This window comes from Rhodoplanes sp. (assembly GCF_013377085.1).
Taxonomy (GTDB): domain Bacteria; phylum Pseudomonadota; class Alphaproteobacteria; order Rhizobiales; family Xanthobacteraceae; genus Rhodoplanes.
Genome location: NZ_JACAAX010000048.1, coordinates 28,288 through 51,633, shown reverse-complemented (window position 1 = coordinate 51,633; position 23,346 = coordinate 28,288). Strand labels below are relative to the sequence as shown.

Below are 23,346 nucleotides of genomic sequence, written 5' to 3'. Positions count from 1 at the left end.
CTGCTTCGCAACAGTCTCGGAATCCTCCGAGTCAATCACCCGGAAACCGTATCACTTTTTCAGCGGATAGCCCGGCATCAGGTCGTAGGGGTGCTTCCAGCCCGGCAGCGCCTTGATGCGCTCCAGCCAGGCCGCGATGCTCGGATAGGTCGCGGCGATGTCGAAGCCGAACTCCTCGGCCGGGTAGAACAGGTAGCCGCACATCGACACGTCCGCGATGGTCGGCCGTTCGCCGAGCAGCCACGGCCGGCCGGCGAGCCGCTTGTCGACGACGGCGAGCGCCGCGTCGGCGCGCCCCTTTAGGAAGGCGAGCACGGCCGGGTCGCCCGGCGTCTTGGCGAGCGTCTTAAGGAAACGGTAAGGACCGAGGAAGCCGTTGACCTTCTGGTTGTCGAAAACGATCCAACGCCAGGCCTCGAGCTCCTCGTCCTCGCCCTGCGGCAGATACTTGCCGGAGCGCTTGGCCAAATAGGTCAGGCACACGCTCGACTGGCTGAGCTTGCGCTCGCCGTGCACCAGCACCGGCACCTCGCCCATCTCGTTGACGTCGGAGCGGTAGCCCGGAGTGCGCGTCTCGCCGGCCTCGAAGAAGTCGACATAGACCGGCTCCCAGTCGCCGCCGACCAGATTGAGCATCAGCGCCACCCGGTACGCATTGCCGGACTGTGCGAAGCAGTAGAGCTTGTACTCGGCCATCCTGTTTCCCCCATCGATCGCGTCGATATGACCACCTTGCCGTTCCGCCGGCCGGCGCGGCAGGCTCCAAAGCCCTGCCGAAGGCGCCCGAAACGGTCGTCCGAGGCGTCGTGCCGCCGTTCGAGAGTGAACGGACTTCGCCTTACATTTCTATCCTTTTACGCTTTCTAGACGCCTTCCGCCTAGAGTCCGTCATGCGCCCCGATGGGCGCAGCCGCGCATTCGCGTCTTGGCCGGGAGCTTCGGATGGATATCTCAACTGCGCTCGGCCTCGTCTCCGGCGCCGTCGTGCTGTGCGTCCTCATCCTGATGGGTGGCGACCTGCGGATGTTCGTCGACGTGCATGCCTTCATCGTCATCTTCGGCGGCGCCTTCGCGGCGACCCTGATCCGGTTCCCGCTCTCGTCGATCTTCCACGGCCTGCCGCTCGGCCTGAAATTCGCGTTCTCGCTGCGCCGCATGACCCAGCGCGAGCTGATCGACGAGATCTCCAACCTCGCCGAAGTCGCCCGCAAGCAGGGCCCGATCGGCCTGGAGAAGGTCGAAACCGAGGACTCCTTCCTGGCCAAGGGCATCCGGCTGGTCGCCGACGGCTACGACGTCGACTTCATCCGCGACAATCTCGAGCGCGACCGCGACAACTTCCTCACCCATCTCGACGAGGGACAGAAGATCTACCGGGCGATCGGCGACTGCGCGCCGGCCTTCGGCATGGTCGGAACCCTGATCGGCATGGTGCAGATGTTCGCCAACATGACGGATCCCTCCAAGCTCGGCCCGTATATGGCGGTGGCCCTGCTCGCCACCTTCTACGGCGCCACGGTGGCCAACCTGTTCTGCCTGCCGATCGCCGACAAGCTGCACGGCAAGCTGGTCGACGAGGAGATCAACCGCACCCTGATCATCGACGGCGTGCTGATGATCCGCGACGCCAAGAGCCCGTCGGTGGTGCGCGAGATGCTGCTCGCCTACGTGCCCGAGAAGAACCGCGAAGAGATGACCGAGGCGGCTGCGGCCTGATCCAGGACGGGTCGGAGAGGCATTGAACGATGGCACGGCGGAAGGACGGGGGGCACGGCGGAGGGCACGGGTGGTTCGTCACCTTTGCCGACCTCATGGGCCTGCTCGTCGCCTTCTTCGTGATGCTGTGCGCCTTCTCGACCCAGGATCAGCAGAAGCTGCAGATCGTCGCCGGCTCGATGCGCGACGCCTTCGGCGTGCAGGCCAATATCCGCTATTCCGGCATCATCGAGGTGCCCGGCCTGCCGACCCGGCCGAAGCTCAAGAACGCCGCCCACATCCCGCCCGAGGAGGCCTCGGCCACTCCGACCCCGGATCAGCACGACCGCAACAGGACCATGGGCGCGCGGCTGAAGGAGGACAGGGCCTTTGCGCTGGCCGCGGCGTCGCTGCGCCAAGCCTTGCAGGACATGCCGGAGCTGACCGAGGTCAGCAAGCACATCATGATCGAGGAGACCCGCGAGGGCCTCAACGTCGAGATCGTCGACCAGGACGGCCGCTCGATGTTCCCCGAGGGGTCGCGCGAGCCCTACGAGCGGACCCGGCGGCTGATCGAGAAGCTCAGCGTCCCGCTCAAGTCGACTCCTTTCCGCATCTCGATCACCGGGCACACCTCGGCCACCAAGACGCCGTTCCGGCCCGGCTTCGGCCCCTGGGAGCTGTCCGCCGAGCGCGCCAACGCGGTGCGGCGCGTCCTGGAGGAGGAGGGGGTCTCGAGCGGCAACTTCTTCATGGTGGCCGGCAAGGCCGACACCCAGCCCCTCTTCCCCGACGACCCGTATATTGCGGCAAACCGACGCGTCACCATTACCCTGATGCGGGAGGAGCCCCCGATGCCGCTCGATTTCGCCCCGTGAGGCCGCCGATCGGCACGATTACGGCGGCCCGGCGGATCGTCTGAGCCCATCGCGGCTGGATAACGGCCGGTTGCCGGCCGGTCGCTTCCTCGTCGACGGTTGTGTCGGCCGCCGGGCGTGCTATGGGCGTGGCGCGACGGCGCGGCCGGCCACCCGCGGGGCATGTCCCGAACGGATCCGGCGGCGCACGATGGCGGGAACCTGATCGGCGAGACCATGAACGAGACGACCCGCGACACCGCGTCGTCCGATCGGCACGATTCGCTCACGCGCAGCGACGTGCACGATTCGAGCTTCTGGTCCCTGACGCTGGGCAGCGTCGGCGTCGTCTATGGCGACATCGGCACGAGCCCGCTCTACGCCTTCCGCGAAGCGATGCGCGCGGCCGTCGGCGACGGGCCGATCACGCAAGAGGCCGTGCTGGGCGTCCTGTCGCTGATCCTGTGGGCCCTGACCATCGTGGTCACGGCCAAATACGTGCTGCTGCTGCTGCGCGCCGACAACCATGGCGAGGGCGGCACCCTGTCGCTGACGGCGCTGGCCTCGCGGGCGATCGGGCGGCGCACCGTGCCGGTCGTCACGCTCGGCATCATCGGCGCGGCGATGTTCTACGGCGACTCGGTGATCACGCCGGCCATCTCGGTGCTGTCGGCCGTCGAGGGCCTCAAGATCGTCACCCCGGCCTTCGAGCACGCGGTGCTGCCGCTGACCGTCACCATCCTGGTGGCGCTGTTCGCCGTCCAGTCGCGCGGCACCGCGCGGGTCGCCGCCTTCTTCGGCCCCGTGATGGTGGTGTGGTTCGTCGGGCTGGCCGGGCTCGGCTTCCTGCACATCGCCGACGACCCGCACATCTTCGCGTCCGTCAACCCGTTGCACGGGGTGCGGTTCGTGGTCGCCCATCCGGTGACCGGCCTGGTCACGCTCGGGGCCGTCTTCCTGGCCGTCACGGGCGGCGAGGCGCTCTATGCCGATCTCGGCCATTTCGGCCGCAAGCCGATCCGCTCGGCGTGGTTCTGCCTCGTCTTCCCGGCCCTGGTGATCAACTATCTCGGGCAGGGCGCCATGGTGCTGGCCCATCCCGACGCCATCGAGAACCCGTTCTACCGCATGGTGCCGGAGCCGTTCCTGCTCCCCATGGTGATCCTCGCGACCGCCGCGACCGTGATCGCCAGCCAGGCCGTGATCACGGGCGCCTACTCGATCACCCGCCAGGCCATTCAGCTCGGGCTGATCCCGCGTCTCGCCATCCGCCACACCTCCGAGGCCCATTCGGGCCAGATCTACATCCCGCGGGTGAACACGGCGCTGCTCGTCGGCGTCCTTCTGCTCGTCGCCATGTTCAAGACCTCGAGCAGTCTCGCCTCCGCCTACGGCATCGCCGTGACGACGACCATGGTGGTCGACGGCCTGCTCGGCTTCGTGGTGTTTTGGAAGCTGTGGCAGTGGCGGCCCTGGGTGGCCGCCGCCGTCATCGCGCCGTTCGTGCTGATCGACAGCACCTTCTTCGTCGCCAACCTGCTCAAGCTGGTCGAGGGGGCCTGGGCGCCGCTTCTGTTCGGCAGCGTCATCGTCCTGATGATCATCACCTGGCGGCGCGGCTCGCGGCTCCTGCTCGCCAAGACCCGGCACCTCGAGATTCCGCTCGAGTCGCTGGTTCAGACCTTCAACAAGAAGCCGCCCCATATCGTGGCAGGCACGGCCGTCTTTCTCACCGGCGACCCCGACTCGGCACCGACGGCGCTCCTGCACAATCTCAAGCACAACAAGGTGCTGCATCAGCACAACGTGGTGCTGACCATCGAGAACCTCGACACGCCGCGGGTCCTCGAGGAAGACCGCGTGCGCATCACCCAGCTCTCGCCCCTGTTCACCAAAGTCGTGCTGCGCTTCGGCTTCATGGAGACGCCGAACGTCCCCAAGGCGCTGGCGATCGCCCGCAAGCAGGGGTGGCACTTCGACATCATGTCGACCTCGTTCTTCCTGTCCCGCCGCTCGCTCAAGCCGGCGGCCTCGTCCGGGATGCCGAGGTGGCAGGACAACCTGTTCATCCGAATGGCGAAATCGGCGAGCGACGCAACCGACTTCTTCCAGATTCCGACCGGCCGGGTGGTCGAGGTGGGAACCCAGGTCTCGGTGTGACGGCGCGCCCGCGCCGCCGTTCCGAACCGTTCACCTCCCCGTGAACGGGAGCCGACGCGGCTCCGCATGCATTCCTTGCAAGACGGCCCCGCCTGACCCAGCCTCGTGTCGGTGCTATAAGCCCGCGCTCCGGGCCATCATGGCCGACGAGGTTGATACATGAACGAACACGCTGCCGGCACCGATCCGTCGGAAGCTCTCGTCGCCGTCGATGCCCACGGCCCGGTGCGATCCCAGTTCTTTCCGCTGATGATCGGCAGCATCGGGGTCGTCTACGGCGACATCGGAACGAGCCCGCTCTACGCCTTCCGCGAGGCCGTGATGGCAGCCGGCGGCGGCGCGGCCAGCCGTGACGCCGTGCTCGGCGTGCTCTCCCTGATCCTGTGGGCGCTGGTGCTGGTCGTCACCTGCAAATACGTGCTGATCCTGCTGCGGGCCGACAACAACGGCGAGGGCGGCACCCTCACCTTGATGGCGCTCGCCCGCCGGGTCGCCGGCAACGGCAGTGGCGTGATGCTGGCCTTCGGCATCGCCGGGGCGGCGCTGTTCTTCGGCGACGCGCTGATCACGCCGGCCATCTCGGTGCTGTCCGCCATCGAGGGCGTCAAGATCGTGACGCCGGCTTTCGACCATGCTGTGGTGCCGCTGACGGTCGCGGTCCTGGTGGTGCTGTTCGCCGTCCAATCGCACGGCACCGCGCGGGTCGCGGCGCTGTTCGGCCCGATCATGACGGTGTGGTTCGTGGTGATCGCCGTCGCCGGGCTCGCACACATCGCCGACGATCCCGGCATCGTCGCCGCCCTCGATCCGACCCGCGCCGTGGCGTTCCTGTGGACCCATGGCAAGGTGGGTTTCATCACGCTGGGCGCCGTCTTTCTCGCCGTCACCGGGGCCGAGGCCCTGTATGCCGACCTCGGCCATTTCGGCCGCCGGCCGATCCAGACGGCGTGGCTGGTGCTGGTGCTGCCGTCGCTCGCCCTGAACTATCTCGGCCAGGGTGCGCTCGTGCTCGCCCACCCCGAGGCGATCGAGAACCCGTTCTTCCTGCTGGTTCCCGACTGGGCGCTGCTCCCCATGGTGGTGCTGGCGACCGCCGCGACCGTCATCGCCAGCCAGGCCGTGATCACGGGCGCCTATTCGCTCACCCGCCAGGCGATCCAGCTCGGCCTGCTGCCCCGGCTCGAGGTGCGCCACACCTCGGAGGCCCAGGAGGGCCAGATCTACGTGCCGCGCGTCAACCACGCGCTGGTGCTCGGCGTGCTGCTGCTGGTGGCGCTGTTCCGCTCGTCGAGCGCGCTCGCCGCCGCCTACGGCATCGCCGTCACCGGCACCATGGTGGTCACGGCCGCGATGGCCTTCGTGGTGATCTGGAAGGTGTGGGGCTGGTCGCCGCTGTTCGCCGCCGCCCTGATGGCGCCGTTCTTGGCCGTCGACCTGACGTTCCTGTCCGCCAATCTCTTGAAGGTGGCGGAGGGCGGCTGGGTGCCGCTGGTCTTCGCGGCCGCCGTCGGCGTCGTGATGTACACGTGGCAGCGCGGCACGCGCCTGCTGTTCGAGAAGACGCGCCGGCTGGAGACCCCGCTCGACGCGCTGGTCATGGTGCTCGAGCGCAAGCCGCCGCAGCGGGTGCCCGGGACCGCGGTCTTCCTCACCGCCGATCCGCACAGCGCACCAACCGCGCTGATGCACAGCCTGAAGCACTACAAGGTCCTGCACCAGAACAATGTCGTCCTCAACGTCGTCACCTTGCATACGCCGCGGGTAAAGCCCGCCGACCGCGTCAGCATCGAGCGCATCGGCGAGAGCTTCTCGCGGGTGACGCTGCGGTTCGGCTACATGGAGAGCCCGAACGTGCCGCGCGCGCTCGGCGTCGCGCGAAAGCTCGGCTGGCAGTTCGACATCATGTCGACCTCGTTCTTCCTGTCGCGCCGGCTGCTCAAGCCGGCGGTGCGATCCGGCATGCCGCCTTGGCAGGATCGGCTGTACATCGTGCTGGCCCGCACGGCCAACGACGCCACCGAGTACTTCCAGATCCCGACCGGCCGCGTCGTCGAGATCGGCACGCAGGTGACCATTTAGCGGGACCATCCAGGCCGTCGACAAAGCGCAGCGATCGATGGCGCGGTCCGGTCCGGTCGCACCGCACCGTCGCCCTCCGGCCGTGCCTTGAAAGCGCCTGCCGCATGCCCAATTCTCCCCTGGGGCCGGTGAGATCAGCGATTCGACCCCGGGGAAGCCGGTGCGAGGGACGTCGCGGCCGGTGCTTTCGCAGGAGAGACGCCGCATGTTCGGACTGTTCGGGCGCAGCCAGGTGCGCAATCTCAGCCCTGAGGAGGTGGCGGCCGATCTCGCCGCCGACCGTGTTCTGCTGGTCGATGTGCGCGAGCCGAACGAGACCGTGCGTGAGCGAATCCCCGGCGCCGTGCTGATGCCCCTGTCCGTCTTCGAGCCCGCCGATCTGCCCGACCCGGCGGGGCGCGAGGTGGTGTTCTCCTGCGCGTCCGGCATCCGCTCGGTCAAGGCGGCCGAGATCGCGCAGGCGGCCGGGCTGCCCTACCGTGCGCATCTCGCCGGCGGCATCAAGGCCTGGAAGGCCGCCGGCCTGCCGACCGAGACCTGAAACACCCGCTTACAAAGTTCCCCGCGGGGCCGGATGGACGCCGCCCGACGGCCCGCCTATGAAGTAGCCACCCGTTCGATCGCATCGGACTCGTGACGTGAAGGAGCTGACATGCGTGCGCTGCTGCTGGGGGCCGCCGTGGCCGTGACGATGGTGTCCGGCATCGGCCGGGCCGACGCCGATCCGTTCGGGATCTGGTCGCCGCCGTCCTGGTCCACCTGGTATCCGTGGTGCGCCAACCTCAATATCGGCTTCGAGCAGACGAGCTGCGCCTATTCCACGCTGCAGCAGTGCCTCGCCACGGTGCGTGGCGTCGGCGGCTCCTGCGGCCCCAATCCCTATCCGCCGCCGCCCGGCCCGCCGCCGCGCGTCAAGCGCAAGCGCGCTCGCTGAGCGCGCCGCGTCGACGAGCCGGGAGCGAGCGATGCCCGAAGCGGCGATGCGCCCCGCGGCTGTTCGGTTCGCCGCTGCGCTTCTTGCTCTGACGGCCGCGAGCGATCCGCTCGCGGCGCAGGACCGCGTCGTCAACGTCTACAACTGGTCGGACTATGTCGAGCCGACCGTGATCGAGGCGTTCACGCGCGAGACCGGCATCAAGGTGCGCTACGACACCTTCGATTCCAACGACACGCTGGAGACCAAGCTCCTGGCCGGCCGCTCCGGCTACGACGTCGTGGTGCCGAGCGCCTATTTCCTCGAGCGCCAGATCAAGGCCGGGGTCTTCCTGCCGCTCGAAAAGGCGAAGCTGCCCAATCTGAAGAACGTGTGGCCGCAGATCGAGCGCCGCGTCGCCACCCACGATCCCGGCAACCGCTTCTCGGTGAACTATCTCTGGGGCACGGTGGGCATCGGCTTCAACGCCGCCAGCGTGCGAAAAATCCTCGGCTCCGGCGTGACGATCGACAGTTGGGATCTGGTGTTCAAGCCCGAGAGCTTGGCGCGGTTCAAGGACTGCGGCGTCCACATGCTCGATTCGGCCGACGACATCATGCCGGCGGCGCTGCATTATCTCGGGCTCGATCCCAACACGACCGAGCAGAAGGATCTGGAGCGCGCCGCCGATCTCATCACCAAGATCAGGCCGTCGGTGCGAAAATTCCATTCTTCCGAATACCTGAATGCACTCGCCGGCGGCGAGATCTGCCTGGTGGTCGGCTTCTCGGGCGACATCGTGCAGGCGAGGAAGCGCGCCGCCGAGGCGAAGAACGGCGTCGAGGTCGTCTACGCCATCCCCAAGGAGGGGGCGCAGATGTTCTTCGACAATCTCGCCATTCCGAAGGACGCCGAGCACGTCGCCGAGGCGCACGCCTTCATCGATTATCTGCTGCGGCCCGACGTGGCGGCGAAGACCTCGAGCTTCGTCTCCTACGCCAACGGCAACCTGGCCAGCCAGCCGTTGATCGACAAGGCCGTGTTCGAAGACAAGAGCGTCTATCCGGACGAGGCCGTGATGGCGCGCCTCTACACCAACACGGCGCGCGACGCCAAGACGACCCGGCTGATGAACCGGCTGTGGACCCGCATCAAGACCGGGCGGTGAACCGCCTCCGAGGCGGCGTGGATCGCGCCGTCCCGTCCGCAGCGAGAGACCGTCGGCCGACAGCCACGGCGTGCCGGCAGGGCCTTCTACGCGGCGATCGATAAACTTTTAGCAGTCGGCCAAATCGAAAATCAGGCTCTCTCGGCGATCCTGTCCGCCGTCGAGACTCTCCGATCGACGCCAGGGGGAGGTGGAGCCATGCTGCGCCCGCGCCAGGAGCTTGCTCACATTGGACGAACGGCCGCGGTCGCATTCGCGGTCGCCTTGGTGCTCACGCCGACCTCGGCGTTCAGCGCCAAGCTGCGCATTCCGTTCTTCCGGCCGGCTGCGGCCGCTCCGGCTCGCACCATGCCGGCGCAACCGCGCGCTGGAGTGTACGTGACCGCTTCGCCACGGACCGCCGCGGCGGCGACGACCGGCGTGTCGCCGGCCGGCACGCCGCCCGTCGGCCTGTCGTCCGCGGGCGACCCGTCGACCGCGCCCGTGCGGACGGCGAGCGCCGCCACGACGCCTCAACGAAGCGCCGCCGACGAGCAGAGCGCCCACCGCAAGGCGTGGCTCGACTTCTGCCAGCCCAAGCTGCTGCCGCCCGATCGCTACGGCGTCGAGCGCTACGTCTACGCCCACCAGGGCTGTCAGTTCGGCCGGACGGAATAAGACCAGCCTTCTTCGTCCTCGACCTTCATCGTCATTGCCGGGCTTGACCCGGCAATCCATCGAATGTCGAAAGAAGGTCTTTTGAAAGCGATGGATACGCGGGTCGAGCCCGCGTATGACGAGTCGGACTATGTGACGGCTGGCACAAGCGGCGCGCGCAACCTCACCGCCAGCGGCGGTGCAGCCACAGCCATTGATCGGGATATTCGCGCACCCAGCTTTCGACCACGCTGGTGATCGCCTGCATGGTGCCTGCCACATCGATGCGGCCGTCGGCGTCGCGCGCGGGCGGCACCGCTTCGGTGATCTCGCCGGTGAAAACGCCTTCCGGCAGGCGGATGATGCGGACGCCGTGGATCGGGCACTCGTATTCGCGCGCCAGCATGGCGATCAGCGGGCTCACCCGGCAGGTCCGGCCGAAGAACACCACCTCGACGCCCTTGCTGTCATGCTGGTCGACCAGCATGCCGACGTGATGGCCCGTCTCGAGCCCGCGTGCGAGCGTCATCGGCGCCCCGAAGCCGGACGCCACCAGCTTGCCCATCAGCGGCTCGCGCATCTCCACCAGCACGTCGGCGACCGAGCGCATGTTGGGACGCCGGAACAGCACCATGGAGCGCAGGCCCTCGATGCCCGCCACCACGGCCGGCAGCTCCCAGTTGGCGAGATGCGCCGTGAAGACGAGCGCCGGCTTCTCGGAGTTGCGCAGCGCCTCGAACCGCCGGAGCTCGCGCTCGCCGTATGTCAGGAAGGGCCGATCGCCGCGCGCACCCTGGGCGGCGATGCGGTCGAGATTGACCAGCTCGACGGCGACGCGGCCGAGATTGTCCCACACGCCGGCGAGGATGCGCTCGATCTCCTCGGGCGACTTTTCGGGGAAGGCCGCCTTCAGATTGGCGCGGCCGATGCGGTGCTCGCGCATCAGCGGACCGATGGTGCGCATCACGGCGCCGGCCTTGTTGCTGGCGCTGATGCGGTCGAGCCGGCGCAACAGACCGATCGCCGGCCGCACGGCGCGGCGGCCGGCACGGTCGACGCCGCGCTTCAGCACCAAGGCGGCGCGCCAGGTCCAGTACTTCCAGTAATGCAGGGGCGAGTGCATCGGGCCGCGATCAGAACGTCACGACGACCTTGCCGAACACCTGCCGGCCGGCGAGGCGCTCGAGCCCGTTCTCGAACTCGGCGAGCGGCACCTCGGTGTCGACCACGGGCTTCAGGCCGGCCGCCATCTTGGCGAGCGACTCGGCGATGTTCGTCAGCGTGGCGCCGAACGAGCCGATGATGCGGTATTGCTGCTGGAAGAGCTGCATCAGGTTGAGCGTGACGCTCGGTCCCGAGGTCGCCCCGCAGGTGACGAGGCGGCCGCCGCGCTTCAAGCAGAGCAGCGAGCCGTTGAATGTTTCGGCGCCGACATGCTCGAACACCACGTCGACGCCCTTCTTCTGGGTCAGCTTGCGGGTGACGCCTTCGAAGCGGGCGGTCTTGTAGTTGATCACGTGGTCGGCGCCGAGCGCCTTGGCCTTCTCGGCCTTGGCGTCGTCGCCCACCGTGGTGATCACGGTGCAGCCGATCTGCTTGGCCATCAGGATCGCGGCGGTGCCGATGCCGGAGCCGCCGGCATGCACCAGCACGGTCTCGCCGGGCTGGAGCTTGGCGTTGTCGAACAGCATGTGCTGCACGGTGGCGAATCCGATCGGCGCGCAGGCGGCGTCGCGCAGCGAGACGCCGTCCGGCACCGGCACGACCAGGCGGGCCGGCAGGTTGATCAGGTCGCGGGCGAAGCCGTCGACGTGGAAGCCCATGATGCCGCCGACGTTCTCACACAGGTTGTCGCGGCCCTCGCGGCAGGCCTTGCAGGTGCCGCAGGTGAGCGCCCCGTACATCACGACGCCCTGGCCGGGTTTTAACGTCGTCACGTCGGGCCCGACCGCGGCGATCTCGCCCGAGGACTCGACGCCGACGATGAGCGGCATCTTGCGCTTGGCGAAGGCCATCCCGCGAAAACCCCAGACGTCGAGATAGTTGAGCGCGACCGCCTTGACCCGCACCTGCACCTCGCCGGCGGCGGGCGGCGGTGGCGGGTCGACCTCCGTCAGCTCGAGCTTGCGGTCGCCGAGCAGCATCAGGGCGCGCATGGGGAAAACCTCGAAAGGATGGGAGCGCCGCGTCGGACGCTCGAAAAAATCAGCGGTGGATGCCTATCGCCGCCGAAAGACCGCCGTCAACCGGCAGGACGGCGCCGGTGATGTAGGAGGCGACGGGCGACAGCAGGAAAGCGACGAGGCCGGCGATCTCGTCCGGCCTGGCGAAGCGGCGGGCCGGGATCTGGCCCTCCATCTGGGCCCGGTACTTCTCGTAGGGCGCCATCATGGCGGTGTCGATGAAGCCGGGCGCCACGTAATTGACGGTCACGCCGGTGCGCGCCGTCTCGATCGCCAGCGTGCGTGCATAGGCGAGCAGTGCGGCCTTGGAGGCCGCGTAGGCGGCATTGCCCTGGTTGGCCTGCAGGGCTGTGATCGAGCCGATGGCGACGATCCGGCCGTTTTTCGCGCGCATCATCGGGCGCGCCAGCGCGCCAGCGAGCCGGGTGAACGACCAGAAGTTCACCTGCATGGCCGCCTCGGCCTTGGCCTGATCCAGCATCATGGCGAGGCTGTCGTAGCTCTGCCCGGCATTGTGGACGAAGCCGGCGAAGGCCGGCATCTCCTCGAGCCTTTTCGCGAACGCCTCGACGGCGTCGCGCTCGGCGAGGTCGAGCCGCTCGGCAACGATCTTGCTGTCCGGTGCAGCCGTCGCCAGCTCCGCCACCAGCGCGTCCGCCTCGGCGGTCGCCGAGCGCACCGTGAAGGTGACGTCGTGGCCGGCCAGAGCGAGCGCCCGCACGATCGCGGCGCCGAGGCCGCGGCCGCCGCCCGTCACCAGCACATGCGGCCGCTTGTCGGTCGACGCCGTCATGTCGGCTCCAGGCCCATCACCAGCGTGACGTTCTGGCCGCCGAAGCCGAAGGAGTTGGACAGCGCGTGCGCCATCTTGGCGTCGCGCGCCACGTTCGGCACCACGTCGAGCGGGATCGCCGGGTCGGGGATCTGGTGGTTGATGGTCGGCGGGATGCGCTGGTGCAACAGCGTCAGCGCCGTGAACACTGCTTCGACCGCCCCGGCCGCCGACAGCGTGTGGCCGACCATCGACTTGTTGGACGAGATCGGGATGCCGCCGGCATGCTCGCCGAACACGGCGGTGACGCCGAGGCACTCCATCTTGTCGTTCTCGGGCGTCGAGGTGCCGTGCGCGTTGATGTAGTGGATCTGGTCCGGCGTGAGACCCGCATCGGCAATCGCCTGGCGCATGCAGCCGATGATCGGCTTGCCGTCCGGGCTGGTGCGGGTGCGGTGGAACGAGTCGGAGAGCTCGCCGCAGCCCTCGACGACGCCGAGGATTTTTGCGCCGCGCGCCTTGGCGGCCTCCCAGCTCTCCAGAACGAGCGCCCCGGCGCCCTCGGCCATGACAAAACCGTCGCGGTTCTTGGAGAAGGGCTTCGCCGCCTCCTCGGGCGGATCGTTGGCGGTGGTCAGGGCCGAGAGGAGCGAGAAGCGCACCAGGCTCTCGGTGTTGACCGAGCCGTCGGTGCCGACGCACAGGGCGGCGTCGACCTCGCCGCGCCGGATCGCCTCGACGCCGAGCTGGATGGCGCTGGCGCCGGAGGCGCAGGCGGTCGACAGCGAGATCGGCATGCCCTGGGTGCCGAACCGCGTCGCCAGATTGTCGGCCACCGAGGCGAACTGGAAGCGCTCGTGGTGGGCGCGGAAGCGGCCGGTGGCGGCGGCGCGCAGCATGTCGTCGTAATCGGCGTGGCCAGCCGCCCCCGCCGCGGCGGCGAGCTCGACGCGCTGCGGCCACTCGAGCTCGACCGGGGGGACGGCGAGAAACAGCGGCCCGGGAAAGCGGCCCGGCGAGCCGATGCCGGCCTGGGTCACGGCCTCGTCGACGGCGAGCTCGGCGAGGCGCTCCGAGAGCAGCGGCGCGCTGAACGGCTCGGTGGCGACGAAATCGACGCAACCGGCGATGCGGGTCTTCAGCCCGTCGGTGGCGAAACGCGTGATGGTGTGGATGCCCGACTGGCCGGCGGTGAGCTTCGACCAGTTCTCATCCTTGCCGGCGCCCAGCGAGGTCACGATCCCCATGCCGGTGACCACCACCACGGGCCGGCCGGCCTTGTCGCGCACTGCCATGTCGAGTCTCCTCACAGTGGGGCGTGGCAGGACCTCTGCCCGGCTCCCAGCTTCGTCATTCCGGAAGCCTCGCGAAGCGAGGCTGTCCGGAATCCATAACCCCTGTCAGTGTTTATGGATTCCGGGCTCGCCGCTGCGCGGCGCCCCGGAATGACGGAGTGTCTATTCCTACCGCACCGCCTCGACCAGAGCGAGGCCCTCGCCGCGCCAGTGGCCGACGCCGGTGACCACCACCTGGTCGAGCGGGCTGTCGAAGGGCTTCTCGAAGCCGGTGGTGTCGCATGGCGCGAACAGCCGGCCGTGGCCGAGCGCCAGCGTCGCCAACGCGATGTTGAAGACGAATTGCGGCTCGATCGAATGGCCGGCGACGCTGCCGGTCGCCCGCACGGGCAGGCCGCGGGCGGCCAACAGGGCCCGTTCCTCGTCGGTGGCGCCCGTCACGCCGGTCGCACCCGACACAACCGCCGCACGGTCTGCGGCGACGGCGGGCAGGGCGCCCCACAGGCGGTCGAGCGACGCCTCGACGGCACCCGGCGCGCGCGCCGTGCGGTCGCTGACGACGGCCGAAAGGCGCGCCAGCGGCTTCGCCCCGCGCGCCTCGGCATGTGCACGCGCCTCGATCACCAGGAAGGCGCCGAGCGAGGCGGTGGCGAAGCCCGGCTGCCCGGCCCGGTCCCAGACCGGCCGGTACGGGTCTTTGAGGGCGTAGCCGCCGAACTCGAACAGCAGCAGGAGGTCCTTGCGCTCGCCGTTCTGCGAGCCGCCGACCAGCGCCACGTCGCTCTGCCCGGCGGCGATGCGGGCGAGCGCGATGCGCACCGCCTCGATGCCGGAGCCTTCCTCGCCCATGAAGGTGCGCGAGGAGCCGGTGACGCCGTGCACGATCGAGATGTTGCCGGCGAGCAGATTGGAGAGCTGGGCCAGGAACAAGGTCGGTCGCAGGTCGCTGGTCAGGCGCTCGTTGAGATAGGCGCCCGGATTGTCGGCGCCGGCCAGCCCGCTGACGATGGCGCTGTCGACCGCATAGTCGCGCTCGCCGCCGCCGGCCGCGACGATCATGTCGGTCCGGCCGAGCACCTCGGCCTGGCCCTTGAGGCCGGCCGAGTCGAGCGCCAGGCCCGCCGCATAGACGCCGGTGCGCTGCCACTGCTCCATCTGGCGCTGATCGCCCTTCTTGGGGATCTGCGAGTCGAGCGTGAGCGGCGCCAGCGGGTGCACCACATAGGGCGCGAACGTGGTGGCGTCGTAGACGGGCGTGGCAGCGTCGTATGCCTGCCAGTGGGCGTCGGCGCCCTCGCCGAGACACGAGACGAGCCCGATCCCGGTGATCCAGGCCTCGCGTGACGCGTCAGCCATGGGCAATGGCCTCCAGAGGGAACCCGATCTTTCGCGCGAAGTCTTCCATGCCGGTGCGGAAGCTCGGATCCGGGAAAGGGACGATGCGGAACGTGATGTCGGCCTCGCACACCGCCTTGCCGTCGCAGCGCACGCTCGCATGCGCCATGGCGAAGCCGGAGCCGTCGTGGACGAGGCTGCCGGCGATCGACAGCGCCTGTCCGGGGGTGACGAAGGTGCGCAGCTTGGCTTCCTTGACGGCGGCCAGGAAGGGCATGCGGGAGAAGCCGTTGAGGCCGATCAGCAGCCAGCCGCAGGTCTGCGCCATGGCCTCGATCAGCAGCACGCCGGGCATCAGCGGATGGCCGGGGAAATGCCCCTCGAAGATCGTGCTGGTCTCGGGCACCTGGGCATCGACCGCAATCGTCCGCGCGTCGAGATCGAGGGCGACGATGCGATCGATGAGCTGGAAGTACTCGAGTCTCATGAAGCCGCGCTCAGGCGCCTTTCGCGGCGACGAGCGAGTCGATCCGGGTGCAGAGATTGCCGAGCACGAAGTACTGCTCGGTGGTGGCCTTGCCGTCGTTGACCTCCTGGGTCCACTGCTCGAGCGGCAGCTTGATCCCGAAGGCTTTGTCGATCGCGAATGCGATATCGAGAAAGTCGAGGCTGTCGATCCCGAGGTCGTCGATGGCATGGCTTTCCGGCGTGATCTTGTCACGCGGAATGTCGCATGTTTCTGCGATGATATTGGCGACGGTGTCGAACGTCGAGGACATCGGATACTCTCTGAATGCCGTGAATCCAGCCGGCATGCGCGTGCGCATGCCCCCCATACGGCGGCGATTTTTCGCTCTTTCGTTCCGGTCCGTATAGCCAAGACACCGGGGGAGCGCAATGCGCGCCACGCCGGGTTGCCTGCCGGCCCGCAATCCCCTGGGGATGCGCTCGAAACCGGTGCCGCCGCGCGCCTCCGGCAGGCCGGGGGCCGGTCCGCCGAGGGGGTGGGTCACCGGCTCGGCGGGTCGAGGGGCACCGGAACCGGGGTACAACCCCGCCGTCCGCTCAAAACGCAGTCCTGGTTCTTGCGCATGTCGGCCATGGTGGACGCTATCCACAGGCCTCCGGCGGTCAGGGTGGCCAGCAGGGCGAGGGCGAGCGCATTGGTGATCATGCGGTGGCGGTAGTCGTCCGGCTCGTCGCCGTGGGCGTAGCGGTCGAGATCGGCCACCGGGTTTTCGGATCGCGGCGGGGGTACGCCACGCGGCCCCGGCGCGCCGTGACGCGGCACGAAGGGAACGACCCGGCCGCGCTCGTCGGACGGCGCTTCGGCGGGACCGCCGCCGCGACCGGCCCGGGGGGCTCTGCTGTCGATCCGGCCGATGGTGGGGCCGCCGGACGTCATTGTCGCTCATCCTGCATGCGATCAGCCCGGCCGGCCTGTGCCACTGTGCGGCCTGCCGTTGTCCAACCGAGCAAGTCTAGCACTGCCGGCTCCGGGCGGGCACCCCGTTCCGGCAAGTCTTGTGCAGTCAGTCCGGCGGGGCATTCGCAGCAATATTACGCCGACTCTGAACAGATGCGATCAAGGTCGTGCGCCAAAAACCGCGAGCGGGATCGCTCAACCCGTTCGGACCGCATCAACGCCACGTAAACGTCTCGTCCCGCATAAGTGTGCCGGTATCCCTTTCTGGCCACGGAGTCCGCGATGAGTCGCCTTGGCACGATCGCGGCCGCCCTGATGCTGTTCGGCTCCGCGGCGGCCGCCGAGACCTACCGGGTGGGCACCATCGAGGTGGTCGACCCGTGGGCCCGCGCCACGCCGCAGGGCGCCACCGTCACGGCCGGCTATATGCGGATCATCAATCACGGCGAGATGCCGGAGCGGCTGCTCACCATCCGCTCGGGACAGGCGGGCGGCTTCGAGTTCCAGGAGCTGTCGCTCGACGACAACGTCATGCGGCTGCGCACGATTGCCCGCGGCGTCGAGATCGGCCCCGGCCAGACGGTCGAGTTCCGGCCCGGCCTGGCCTCGCAGGCGGTCTTTTCCGCCCTTGCCGGCCAGCTCCTGCCCGGCGACCTGCTCCCGGCGACCCTGATGTTCGAGCAGGCGGGGCCGGTCGAGGTGGGGCTGACGGTCCAGCCGATCGGCACCGGCCTGCGCCGGGCGAGCGCCCCCTGACCCGATGTCGTTTGTCGGCACAGCCCGAATCGTCGCCGGGACCGCCGTGCAACACGTTTGCTTAAGGAGGTTGGACTATTCCGGAAGGTTCCAGGATCGCGAGCCGGGGGCACCATGACGAGCGAGCCATCCGAGACACGGGCCGGTGACCGGGCGGGCGGATCTGCGCCGGCGGGCGCGGGCGGCCGGGTCGGGGTCGCCGAGGCGCTGCGCGAGACCTGGCTCGAGCTCTGGTACCAGCCCAAGATCGATCTGCGAAAGAAGTGTCTGGCGGGCGCCGAGGCGCTCGCCCGGATTCGGCATCCCGAACTCGGCGTCCTTCTTCCGGGCCGCTTCCTGCCCGGCATCGACGAGGACAGCCTGCTCGATCTCGCCGAATACGCCCTCGTGTCGGCGCTGGCCGACTGGTCGACCTTCCGGGCGGCCGGCTTCAACCTGAGGCTCGCAGTGAACATACCGGTGCATGTGCTCGGCCGTCTGCCGATCGCCGAGCTGGTCGCCGCCCATCGCCCCGAGAGCCCGGACTGGCCCGGCCTGATGGTCGAGGTCACCGAGGACCAGATCGTGCGCGACATCAAGCGCGCCCAGGTGATCGCCAACGCCCTGCGCGACAGCGGCATCTCGGTGTCGATCGACGATTTCGGCGCCGGCTACTCGTCCTTCTCCAGCCTGCGCGAGCTCGCCTTCGCCGAGCTCAAGCTCAACCACAGCTTCGTCAAGGACTGCGCCACCGACGCCACCAATGCGGCGATCTGCCAGACCGCGATCGATCTCGCCCACCGGTTCGGCAGCGTCGCGGTCGCCGAGGGCATCGAGAGCCTCGCCGACCTGCAGGCCCTGCAGATCATGGGCTGCGACTTCGGCCAGGGCGTCCTGTTGGCGCCGCCGATGCCGAAGGACCGCTTCCTCGGCCTGCTGCAGCAGCGCACCGCCAAGCCGAAGCCGGCGGCCGAGCCGGCCGTGTTGGCGGACGCCGCCAGCGCCTGAGGTTTCAGACCTTCGGCTCGGCGAATGGCAGTTTCGCTTCGCCTGGGAGCGGCACCCGGAAGACGTCGAGCGTCATCGCCACCAGAGCGTAGTAGCCGAGGATGCCGGCGAACTCGACCATCCCGACATCCCCTACGATCGCGTGGAGCCGCGCATAGGTGCGGTCGGTGACCCGCTTCTTCGCATAGAGCTCGGTGACGAAGGCGTAGACGGCCTTCTCGTCGGCCGCGGCCCGGGCCGGCGCGCGCCCGGCCTTCAGATCCGCGATGGTCGCCGGCTTGACGCCGGCCTTCTCGGCGATCGGCGCATGCACGTGCCACTCGTAATGGGCCCGCCACAGCCGCGCCGTCACCAGGATGGCGAACTCCGAGAGACGCGCCGGGACCGTGGTGCCGAACCGGCAATGCGCGCCGAGCTCCTGGGCGAGCGATCCGAAGCCCGGTGCATGCAGGAACACGCCGAACGGGCCGCGCAGGCTCAAGGCGCCGCCGCGCGGGCCCGCCCGCATGGCGGCCAGGAGCGCGCGCTGCGCCGGGTCGAGCGTCTCCTCGGTGAGGGCGGGCAGCCGATAGGCCGGCACCGCGGCCGAGGCCTTGGTCTTCGGAGCCGGTTTCGTCTTGCGGCTCGGCTTGGGCGTCGGCGCGGCTGCGCCTCGGCGCGACGCGGCGGGCGAGGCGGGGCGGCGGGGGCGGGCCATGACAGTCTCCTGGAGAGGGGCGCCCGCGAGGCTTGGCCGATTCCGCTTCGCCTGACAACGTGCCCGGCCCTTCGGGCGCGGTCGTTAAAATTGAAACGACCGGCTGAACCGGGCCGAAAAGCCTTTGTGGCAGGGTCTCTCCCGTAACTTGGGGACGGGGGCTGCGATGTGGGCGGCGATGATTTCGGTCATCGTGCTGGTGACGACCATCCTGCACGGGACGAACGAGCCGAGTGAGAGCGCGATGCGCAGCGCCTTCGCCCTGACGCTGTCGGACGAGGTGCGCGCCGTGCTCGACTACGTGGCCGAGACCGAAGGCACGGTCGGGGTCGCGCGCATTCGACGGGCCGGCACGGCGCTGTTCGAGATCAAGAGCTTCAGCAAGCAGGGCTGCACGAGGGCGCCGGACGGCGGCCACGACTGCGGCTTCGCCGTCGAGGTCGGCACCGTGGCGGGCCCGCTGACCCGCACGGTCCGCGGCCGCTTCATGCGCAGCGGCCCGCGCGGCCTCGTCTATTCGCACGCCGCCTGATCAGTGCCGCTCGATCGATGCGACCGGGCCGGCCGGGCGCCGGCCGGGCCGCACGCCCCTTGGCGTGCCATCACGGATCGGTGCATGCTATAGGCTGAACGCACGGAATCGGCGGCGGCGCCGCGCCGGACTCGCGCATTCGACGGAGATCGACCGCCCCGGCCCGAGCACGACGGAGCTACAGGACTGAGCATGAAGGCCGCCCTGGTGTTCGTCGGCCGCGCGGCTGCCGCGTCGGTGTATCTGCCGTACCGCTCCCGCGGCTTCATCTGTGCGCTCGCGGAAGCCGGCGTCGAGCCCGTGGTGATCGACGTCGACATCGATCCGGAGCCGAGCTCCGCCACCGTGCCGAGCGAGGTGCCCGGGATCGTCGGCTACCGCAACCAGGTCGACCGGCTGCCCTTGATCGTCGCCCAGGAGCGCGTCGGCGTGGTGCAGACCTTCGGGGCGACCGAGGATCTCGGATCGGTCTGGGGCCACGTTGCGCGTGCTGCGAAGCCGCTCGCCCATTTCGTCTCGTCGGACGGCGCCGTCGCCGACCTCCCGGCCGGGCGACCGCGCAGCCTGGCCGACCTCGTTCGCCGTGGCCGCAGCCTCGCGCATTGGCAGGCCCGCCATGCCTCGCGTCACGTCACCGCCGTTCTCGGCTCGAACCGCGCCGATCTCGGCCGTCACTTCCGGCATGGCTTCTTCCCGCGCGCCCGCTTCTCGGCGGTGGCGCCGCCGCCGTCGCCGCCGACCCGGACGTTCGGCGTGATACCGCTGGGGCAGCGTCGTCAGGGGCCGGTGCTCGGCTTCTGGGACCCGGATGCCGACGCGGAGGTGCTGGAGTTGCTGCTGCGCGCCGTCGCCCTCACGGGCCAGACCGACCTGTTCACCTTGAAAATCGCGCCGGCGTCGCTCGCCGGCCGTGCGGTCCTGCCGCCCGGCGTCACCGTGGCGGACGCCGCGAGTGCCGACGCGTTCCTGCGCGACGTCGACGTGCTGGTGGTGCCGCGTGCCGAGGATCGCGCCCTCTGCGCCGTGGTGGCGGCGCTGGCGGCACGCAAGAGCGTGATCGTGCCCGACACCGGCGCCGCCATCGAGATCGTCGACTACGGCCGGCGCGGCCTCCTCTACGCGGCCGGCAGTGCCTATCATCTCGCCATGGCGATCAACGTGATGGCGCAGTCGTGGACCAACCGGCCATTCTCGTTCGACGGCGTCGAGGAGTCGATCGCCCGCACGGCGCCCGATGCGGTGGCGCGGATGTTCGCCTCCGCCTGGCGGCGGCTCGGGGGGTGAGGCGTGCAACATGAGGCTCGTGGGGTGAGGCTCGCAGGGTGACATGACGCAGCTCGACCCGACCTTCGGCTTGATCGTTCTCGGGCGCGGCGACCCGCGGCTCGCCCGCGCGACGCTCGCGGCCGCCGAGACCTGGCGGTATCGGCCGGCCCGGATCGTGCTCGCCGTGCCGAGGGGGCGCGAGCATGCCTTCGCGGCCATGTCGGGAAGCGCCGGCGTCACCGTCGTCGCCGCGGCGGAGCCCGACATGCTGGCCGCGGCCGTGGCGGCGCTCGCCTCCGACGTCGACATCGTGATCGCGACACCGGAGGGCGTGGTGCTCGGGCCGCGCTGGCTCGATGCCGTTCGCGACCATGTGATTCTGTACGAGGACTCGGTGGCGGGCGTCGATCTCGTCCGCCAAGTGGTGAAGATCACCACCGACGGCGACGGCGTCAGCGATCTCGCCGTGGCAGAACGGCCGCGCGAGCCGGGGCTGCTCTCCTGGCTGCGCGGGCTGATCCGGGCCCGCAGCCTGCTCGGCGCGGTGTTCTGGGCGCGGGTCGAGACCCTGCGGCAGGTCAAGCTGGCGACCACGGGCGAGGGCGGCGACGCGGTCGCCTTCATGCTGGCGCTCGATCATCTGCGCCTGCGCGGCCGCACCACGGTGCGGTTCACGCCCCATGCCCGCCATGTGCGGCTCTTGCCGGAGCGCCGCACCGGCTTCGACGCCGGCTACGGACTGTATCGCCGGCTGGAGCAGCTCGCCGAGACCCGCCGCGCCGCTGCCGCGGTCGGCCCGCTGGCGCCGAGCCACCTCGATCACGGCCTCGAGCGCCTGCGCCTTCTCGCCGAGCAGGCGGTGCGCTCGGTCGTCGGCACGGCCGGCAAGCACAATGCCGCGACCTTCCTGAAGGGCGCGCTGGCCGCCCGCCGCGACGGCGTCTCGGTGCGCCGGATCGTGGCGCGGGATCTGCGCGAGTTGCGTTAATCCGAAGGGTGGGCCGCGGGTCCGGTGATCCGCCGCATCATGACTTGTGCGACGGCCGCGAGGGCCAGGCCGACGAGCGCGCCGCTCGCATCGACGGCAAAGTCCACGAGCCGGGCGTGTCGGCCGGGCGCGCCGATCTGCATCAGCTCGACCGTCGTGGCAAAGACCAGCACGGCGATCACCTGCAGGCGCGGGCGGCCCGGCGTCGCCAGGCCGAAGGCGGCACCGAGCGCCGCGAAGATCGCCAGGTGCTCGATCATGTGCGATGCCGTGACCGGACGCAGCGACGGCGGCACCACCGACAGCACCACGATGACGAGCGCGATCAGGCCGGCGGCGACGCGGCCGAGCTTTGCGGGCAGGTCCGTGCGGATCGCCGCGGCGTTGCGTTCGGCGAGATCCGTCATGCGGGTTCCTGTCCTGTGTGCACCAGCGTCGTGGGCTCGGCTTCCGGGCTCTTCTCCGGCTTGCTGAGCTCCTCGGCAAGCGCAATGTAGCGCGATCCGATGTTGTCCCAGCCAAAACGCTCCGCCGTGGCGCGGGCGCCACTGCGCAGCCGCGCCAGCAGGTCCGGGTCGGCGAAGACGGTGCGGATCTTCGCGGCGATGTCGCTCGCGTCCGGCGCGATCCGGAAACCGTTGACGCCGTCTTGCAGATAGTCCTCGATGCCGCCGACCGGAGTGGCGAAGACCGGCACCTTGGTCGCCATCGCCTCCATGCAGACGAGCGAGAAGGTCTCGTAGGAGGTCGGGAACACGAAGGCGTCGGCCGCCGCGTAGAACGACTCGACGTCGCGGCGCGAGCCGGCGAACACCAGCCGGTCGCCGGCCTTCGTCGCCATCCGCCGGAACGGCGCCGGATTCTCCGAGCCGACCACCAGGAGCCAGGTGTCCTGGTCGAGGAGCTCCAGCGCACCGACCGCATGGACGAGGCCCTTGCGATCGAACTCGTGGCCGATGAACAGCAGGAGCCGCGCGTCCGCCGGGATGCCGAATTCCCGGCGGATCCGTGCCCCCGCCTCGGGATCGGGGCGGAAGCGGTCGAGGTCGATGCCGTTCGGGATGATGCGGATGCGCGAGCGCGGCACGTCGTAATGGCGCTGCAGCTCCTCGGCGACCCGCGACGAGACGGCGACGAAGATGCGATAGCGAAGCCCGCCGATCATCCAGCGGTCGCGCGCCGCCACCCACAGATGCGTCGGATTGAGGAGCCAGCGCCAGCTTCCGGAGCGGCGCTTCTCGGCCAGGCTCTCGGCATTGACGGCGTGCACCACCAGCACGTCGCCGCGCAGGCTGTCGCCGTGGCTGATCACGACGGCGCCCTTGTGGCGCTCGGCGGCGCGCGTCGCGACGAAGGTGAACAGCGGCACCACCAGGGCGCGGCCGATATGCCGCAGCGCGCCGCGCGTCGGGATTTTCGCGAGCCATGGCGCGACGCGCTCGATCACGGTCTTGCGGTCGACCGTGCTGGCGACGTTGCTGGCGATCACCGAGTTGACGACGCCGGCACGGCCGAACACGCCGGCGAGCTCGAGCGCGACGCTCTCGACACCGCCGACCGAGCTCAGCTCCTGGACAATCTGGATGATTTCGAGTGTCATG

25 protein-coding genes are annotated in these 23,346 nt (G+C 69.4%); 13 read left to right on the top strand and 12 right to left on the bottom strand.

Annotated features, from left to right (window positions below; all coding sequences use genetic code 11):
- Positions 1–51 precede the first annotated feature (51 nt).
- Positions 52–696 (bottom strand): glutathione S-transferase family protein, encoded by a 645-nt coding sequence (locus HXX10_RS25150; RefSeq protein WP_296526032.1) that lies wholly within the window; start codon positions 694–696, stop codon positions 52–54.
- 246 nt (positions 697–942) lie between these two features.
- On the opposite strand from HXX10_RS25150, the gene HXX10_RS25145 reads away from it, so the two are divergent.
- From HXX10_RS25145 to HXX10_RS25110, 8 genes are all read left to right on the top strand, one after another.
- Positions 943–1,716 (top strand): MotA/TolQ/ExbB proton channel family protein, encoded by a 774-nt coding sequence (locus HXX10_RS25145; protein ID WP_296526031.1) that lies wholly within the window; start codon positions 943–945, stop codon positions 1,714–1,716.
- A 29-nt stretch (positions 1,717–1,745) separates the two neighbouring features.
- On the top strand, positions 1,746–2,573 hold the full coding sequence (locus tag HXX10_RS25140; RefSeq protein WP_296526030.1) for a flagellar motor protein MotB: 828 nt from the start codon (positions 1,746–1,748) through the stop codon (positions 2,571–2,573).
- Positions 2,574–2,789: 216 nt separating this feature from the next.
- Complete coding sequence (locus HXX10_RS25135; RefSeq protein WP_296526029.1) at positions 2,790–4,712, top strand: potassium transporter Kup; 1,923 nt, start codon at positions 2,790–2,792, stop codon at positions 4,710–4,712.
- A gap of 159 nt (positions 4,713–4,871) precedes the next feature.
- Positions 4,872–6,791 (top strand): potassium transporter Kup, encoded by a 1,920-nt coding sequence (locus tag HXX10_RS25130; protein WP_296526028.1) that lies wholly within the window; start codon positions 4,872–4,874, stop codon positions 6,789–6,791.
- A gap of 205 nt (positions 6,792–6,996) precedes the next feature.
- Positions 6,997–7,332 (top strand): rhodanese-like domain-containing protein, encoded by a 336-nt coding sequence (locus HXX10_RS25125; RefSeq protein WP_296526027.1) that lies wholly within the window; start codon positions 6,997–6,999, stop codon positions 7,330–7,332.
- Between the two features lie 111 nt (positions 7,333–7,443).
- Positions 7,444–7,725 (top strand): DUF3551 domain-containing protein, encoded by a 282-nt coding sequence (locus HXX10_RS25120; RefSeq protein ID WP_296526026.1) that lies wholly within the window; start codon positions 7,444–7,446, stop codon positions 7,723–7,725.
- 31 nt (positions 7,726–7,756) lie between these two features.
- The gene (locus tag HXX10_RS25115; protein ID WP_296526025.1) at positions 7,757–8,872 is read left to right on the top strand and encodes a polyamine ABC transporter substrate-binding protein; all 1,116 of its coding nucleotides are present in this window, start codon (positions 7,757–7,759) and stop codon (positions 8,870–8,872) included.
- Positions 8,873–9,070: 198 nt separating this feature from the next.
- Positions 9,071–9,529, top strand: a complete 459-nt coding sequence (locus HXX10_RS25110; protein WP_296526024.1) for a hypothetical protein — start codon at positions 9,071–9,073, stop codon at positions 9,527–9,529.
- Between the two features lie 163 nt (positions 9,530–9,692).
- On the opposite strand, the gene HXX10_RS25105 is transcribed toward HXX10_RS25110, so the two are convergent.
- From HXX10_RS25105 to HXX10_RS25070, 8 genes are all read right to left on the bottom strand, one after another.
- A complete protein-coding gene (locus HXX10_RS25105) occupies positions 9,693–10,631 on the bottom strand; it encodes a lipid A biosynthesis lauroyl acyltransferase (protein ID WP_296526023.1) in 939 nt (312 codons plus the stop codon).
- A gap of 10 nt (positions 10,632–10,641) precedes the next feature.
- Positions 10,642–11,664, bottom strand: coding sequence for a zinc-binding dehydrogenase (locus tag HXX10_RS25100; protein ID WP_296526022.1), 1,023 nt, complete (start codon positions 11,662–11,664; stop codon positions 10,642–10,644).
- Positions 11,665–11,713: 49 nt separating this feature from the next.
- Positions 11,714–12,484: an SDR family oxidoreductase gene (locus tag HXX10_RS25095; RefSeq protein WP_296526021.1), complete on the bottom strand. Its 771-nt coding sequence runs from the start codon at positions 12,482–12,484 to the stop codon at positions 11,714–11,716.
- The gene (locus HXX10_RS25090) at positions 12,481–13,758 is read right to left on the bottom strand and encodes a beta-ketoacyl-ACP synthase (RefSeq protein WP_296526020.1); all 1,278 of its coding nucleotides are present in this window, start codon (positions 13,756–13,758) and stop codon (positions 12,481–12,483) included. The genes HXX10_RS25095 and HXX10_RS25090 overlap by 4 nt, the downstream gene beginning before the upstream one ends.
- Positions 13,759–13,926: 168 nt before the next feature.
- Positions 13,927–15,114, bottom strand: a complete 1,188-nt coding sequence (locus HXX10_RS25085; RefSeq protein WP_296526019.1) for a beta-ketoacyl-ACP synthase — start codon at positions 15,112–15,114, stop codon at positions 13,927–13,929.
- A complete protein-coding gene (locus tag HXX10_RS25080) occupies positions 15,107–15,580 on the bottom strand; it encodes a 3-hydroxyacyl-ACP dehydratase FabZ family protein (RefSeq protein ID WP_296526018.1) in 474 nt (157 codons plus the stop codon). Before HXX10_RS25080 ends, HXX10_RS25085 begins: the two co-directional genes overlap by 8 nt.
- Before the next feature lie 10 nt (positions 15,581–15,590).
- Complete coding sequence (locus HXX10_RS25075; RefSeq protein WP_296526035.1) at positions 15,591–15,872, bottom strand: acyl carrier protein; 282 nt, start codon at positions 15,870–15,872, stop codon at positions 15,591–15,593.
- A gap of 230 nt (positions 15,873–16,102) precedes the next feature.
- The gene (locus tag HXX10_RS25070) at positions 16,103–16,498 is read right to left on the bottom strand and encodes a hypothetical protein (RefSeq protein WP_296526017.1); all 396 of its coding nucleotides are present in this window, start codon (positions 16,496–16,498) and stop codon (positions 16,103–16,105) included.
- A gap of 303 nt (positions 16,499–16,801) precedes the next feature.
- Between HXX10_RS25070 and HXX10_RS25065 the strand changes: the two genes are divergently transcribed.
- Together HXX10_RS25065 and HXX10_RS25060 are read left to right on the top strand one after the other, a co-directional pair.
- Positions 16,802–17,275 carry a copper chaperone PCu(A)C gene (locus tag HXX10_RS25065; protein WP_296526016.1) on the top strand — a complete coding sequence of 158 codons (474 nt, stop codon included), beginning with the start codon at positions 16,802–16,804 and terminating at the stop codon, positions 17,273–17,275.
- A 114-nt stretch (positions 17,276–17,389) separates the two neighbouring features.
- On the top strand, positions 17,390–18,262 hold the full coding sequence (locus tag HXX10_RS25060; RefSeq protein WP_296526015.1) for an EAL domain-containing protein: 873 nt from the start codon (positions 17,390–17,392) through the stop codon (positions 18,260–18,262).
- Between the two features lie 4 nt (positions 18,263–18,266).
- On the opposite strand, the gene HXX10_RS25055 is transcribed toward HXX10_RS25060, so the two are convergent.
- On the bottom strand, positions 18,267–18,959 hold the full coding sequence (locus HXX10_RS25055) for a carboxymuconolactone decarboxylase family protein (protein WP_296526014.1): 693 nt from the start codon (positions 18,957–18,959) through the stop codon (positions 18,267–18,269).
- A 178-nt stretch (positions 18,960–19,137) separates the two neighbouring features.
- Between HXX10_RS25055 and HXX10_RS25050 the strand changes: the two genes are divergently transcribed.
- From HXX10_RS25050 to HXX10_RS25040, 3 genes are all read left to right on the top strand, one after another.
- Positions 19,138–19,491, top strand: coding sequence for a hypothetical protein (locus tag HXX10_RS25050; RefSeq protein ID WP_296526013.1), 354 nt, complete (start codon positions 19,138–19,140; stop codon positions 19,489–19,491).
- 192 nt (positions 19,492–19,683) lie between these two features.
- A complete protein-coding gene (locus HXX10_RS25045) occupies positions 19,684–20,775 on the top strand; it encodes a hypothetical protein (RefSeq protein WP_296526012.1) in 1,092 nt (363 codons plus the stop codon).
- A 43-nt stretch (positions 20,776–20,818) separates the two neighbouring features.
- Complete coding sequence (locus HXX10_RS25040; protein WP_296526011.1) at positions 20,819–21,745, top strand: hypothetical protein; 927 nt, start codon at positions 20,819–20,821, stop codon at positions 21,743–21,745.
- Here HXX10_RS25040 and HXX10_RS25035 read toward each other — a convergent pair.
- Together HXX10_RS25035 and HXX10_RS25030 are read right to left on the bottom strand one after the other, a co-directional pair.
- Positions 21,742–22,152, bottom strand: a complete 411-nt coding sequence (locus HXX10_RS25035; RefSeq protein ID WP_296526010.1) for a VanZ family protein — start codon at positions 22,150–22,152, stop codon at positions 21,742–21,744. The two genes, HXX10_RS25040 and HXX10_RS25035, sit on opposite strands and share 4 nt — an antisense overlap.
- Positions 22,149–23,345, bottom strand: a complete 1,197-nt coding sequence (locus HXX10_RS25030) for a glycosyltransferase family 4 protein (RefSeq protein ID WP_296526009.1) — start codon at positions 23,343–23,345, stop codon at positions 22,149–22,151. The genes HXX10_RS25035 and HXX10_RS25030 overlap by 4 nt, the downstream gene beginning before the upstream one ends.
- Position 23,346: the final 1 nt, after the last annotated feature.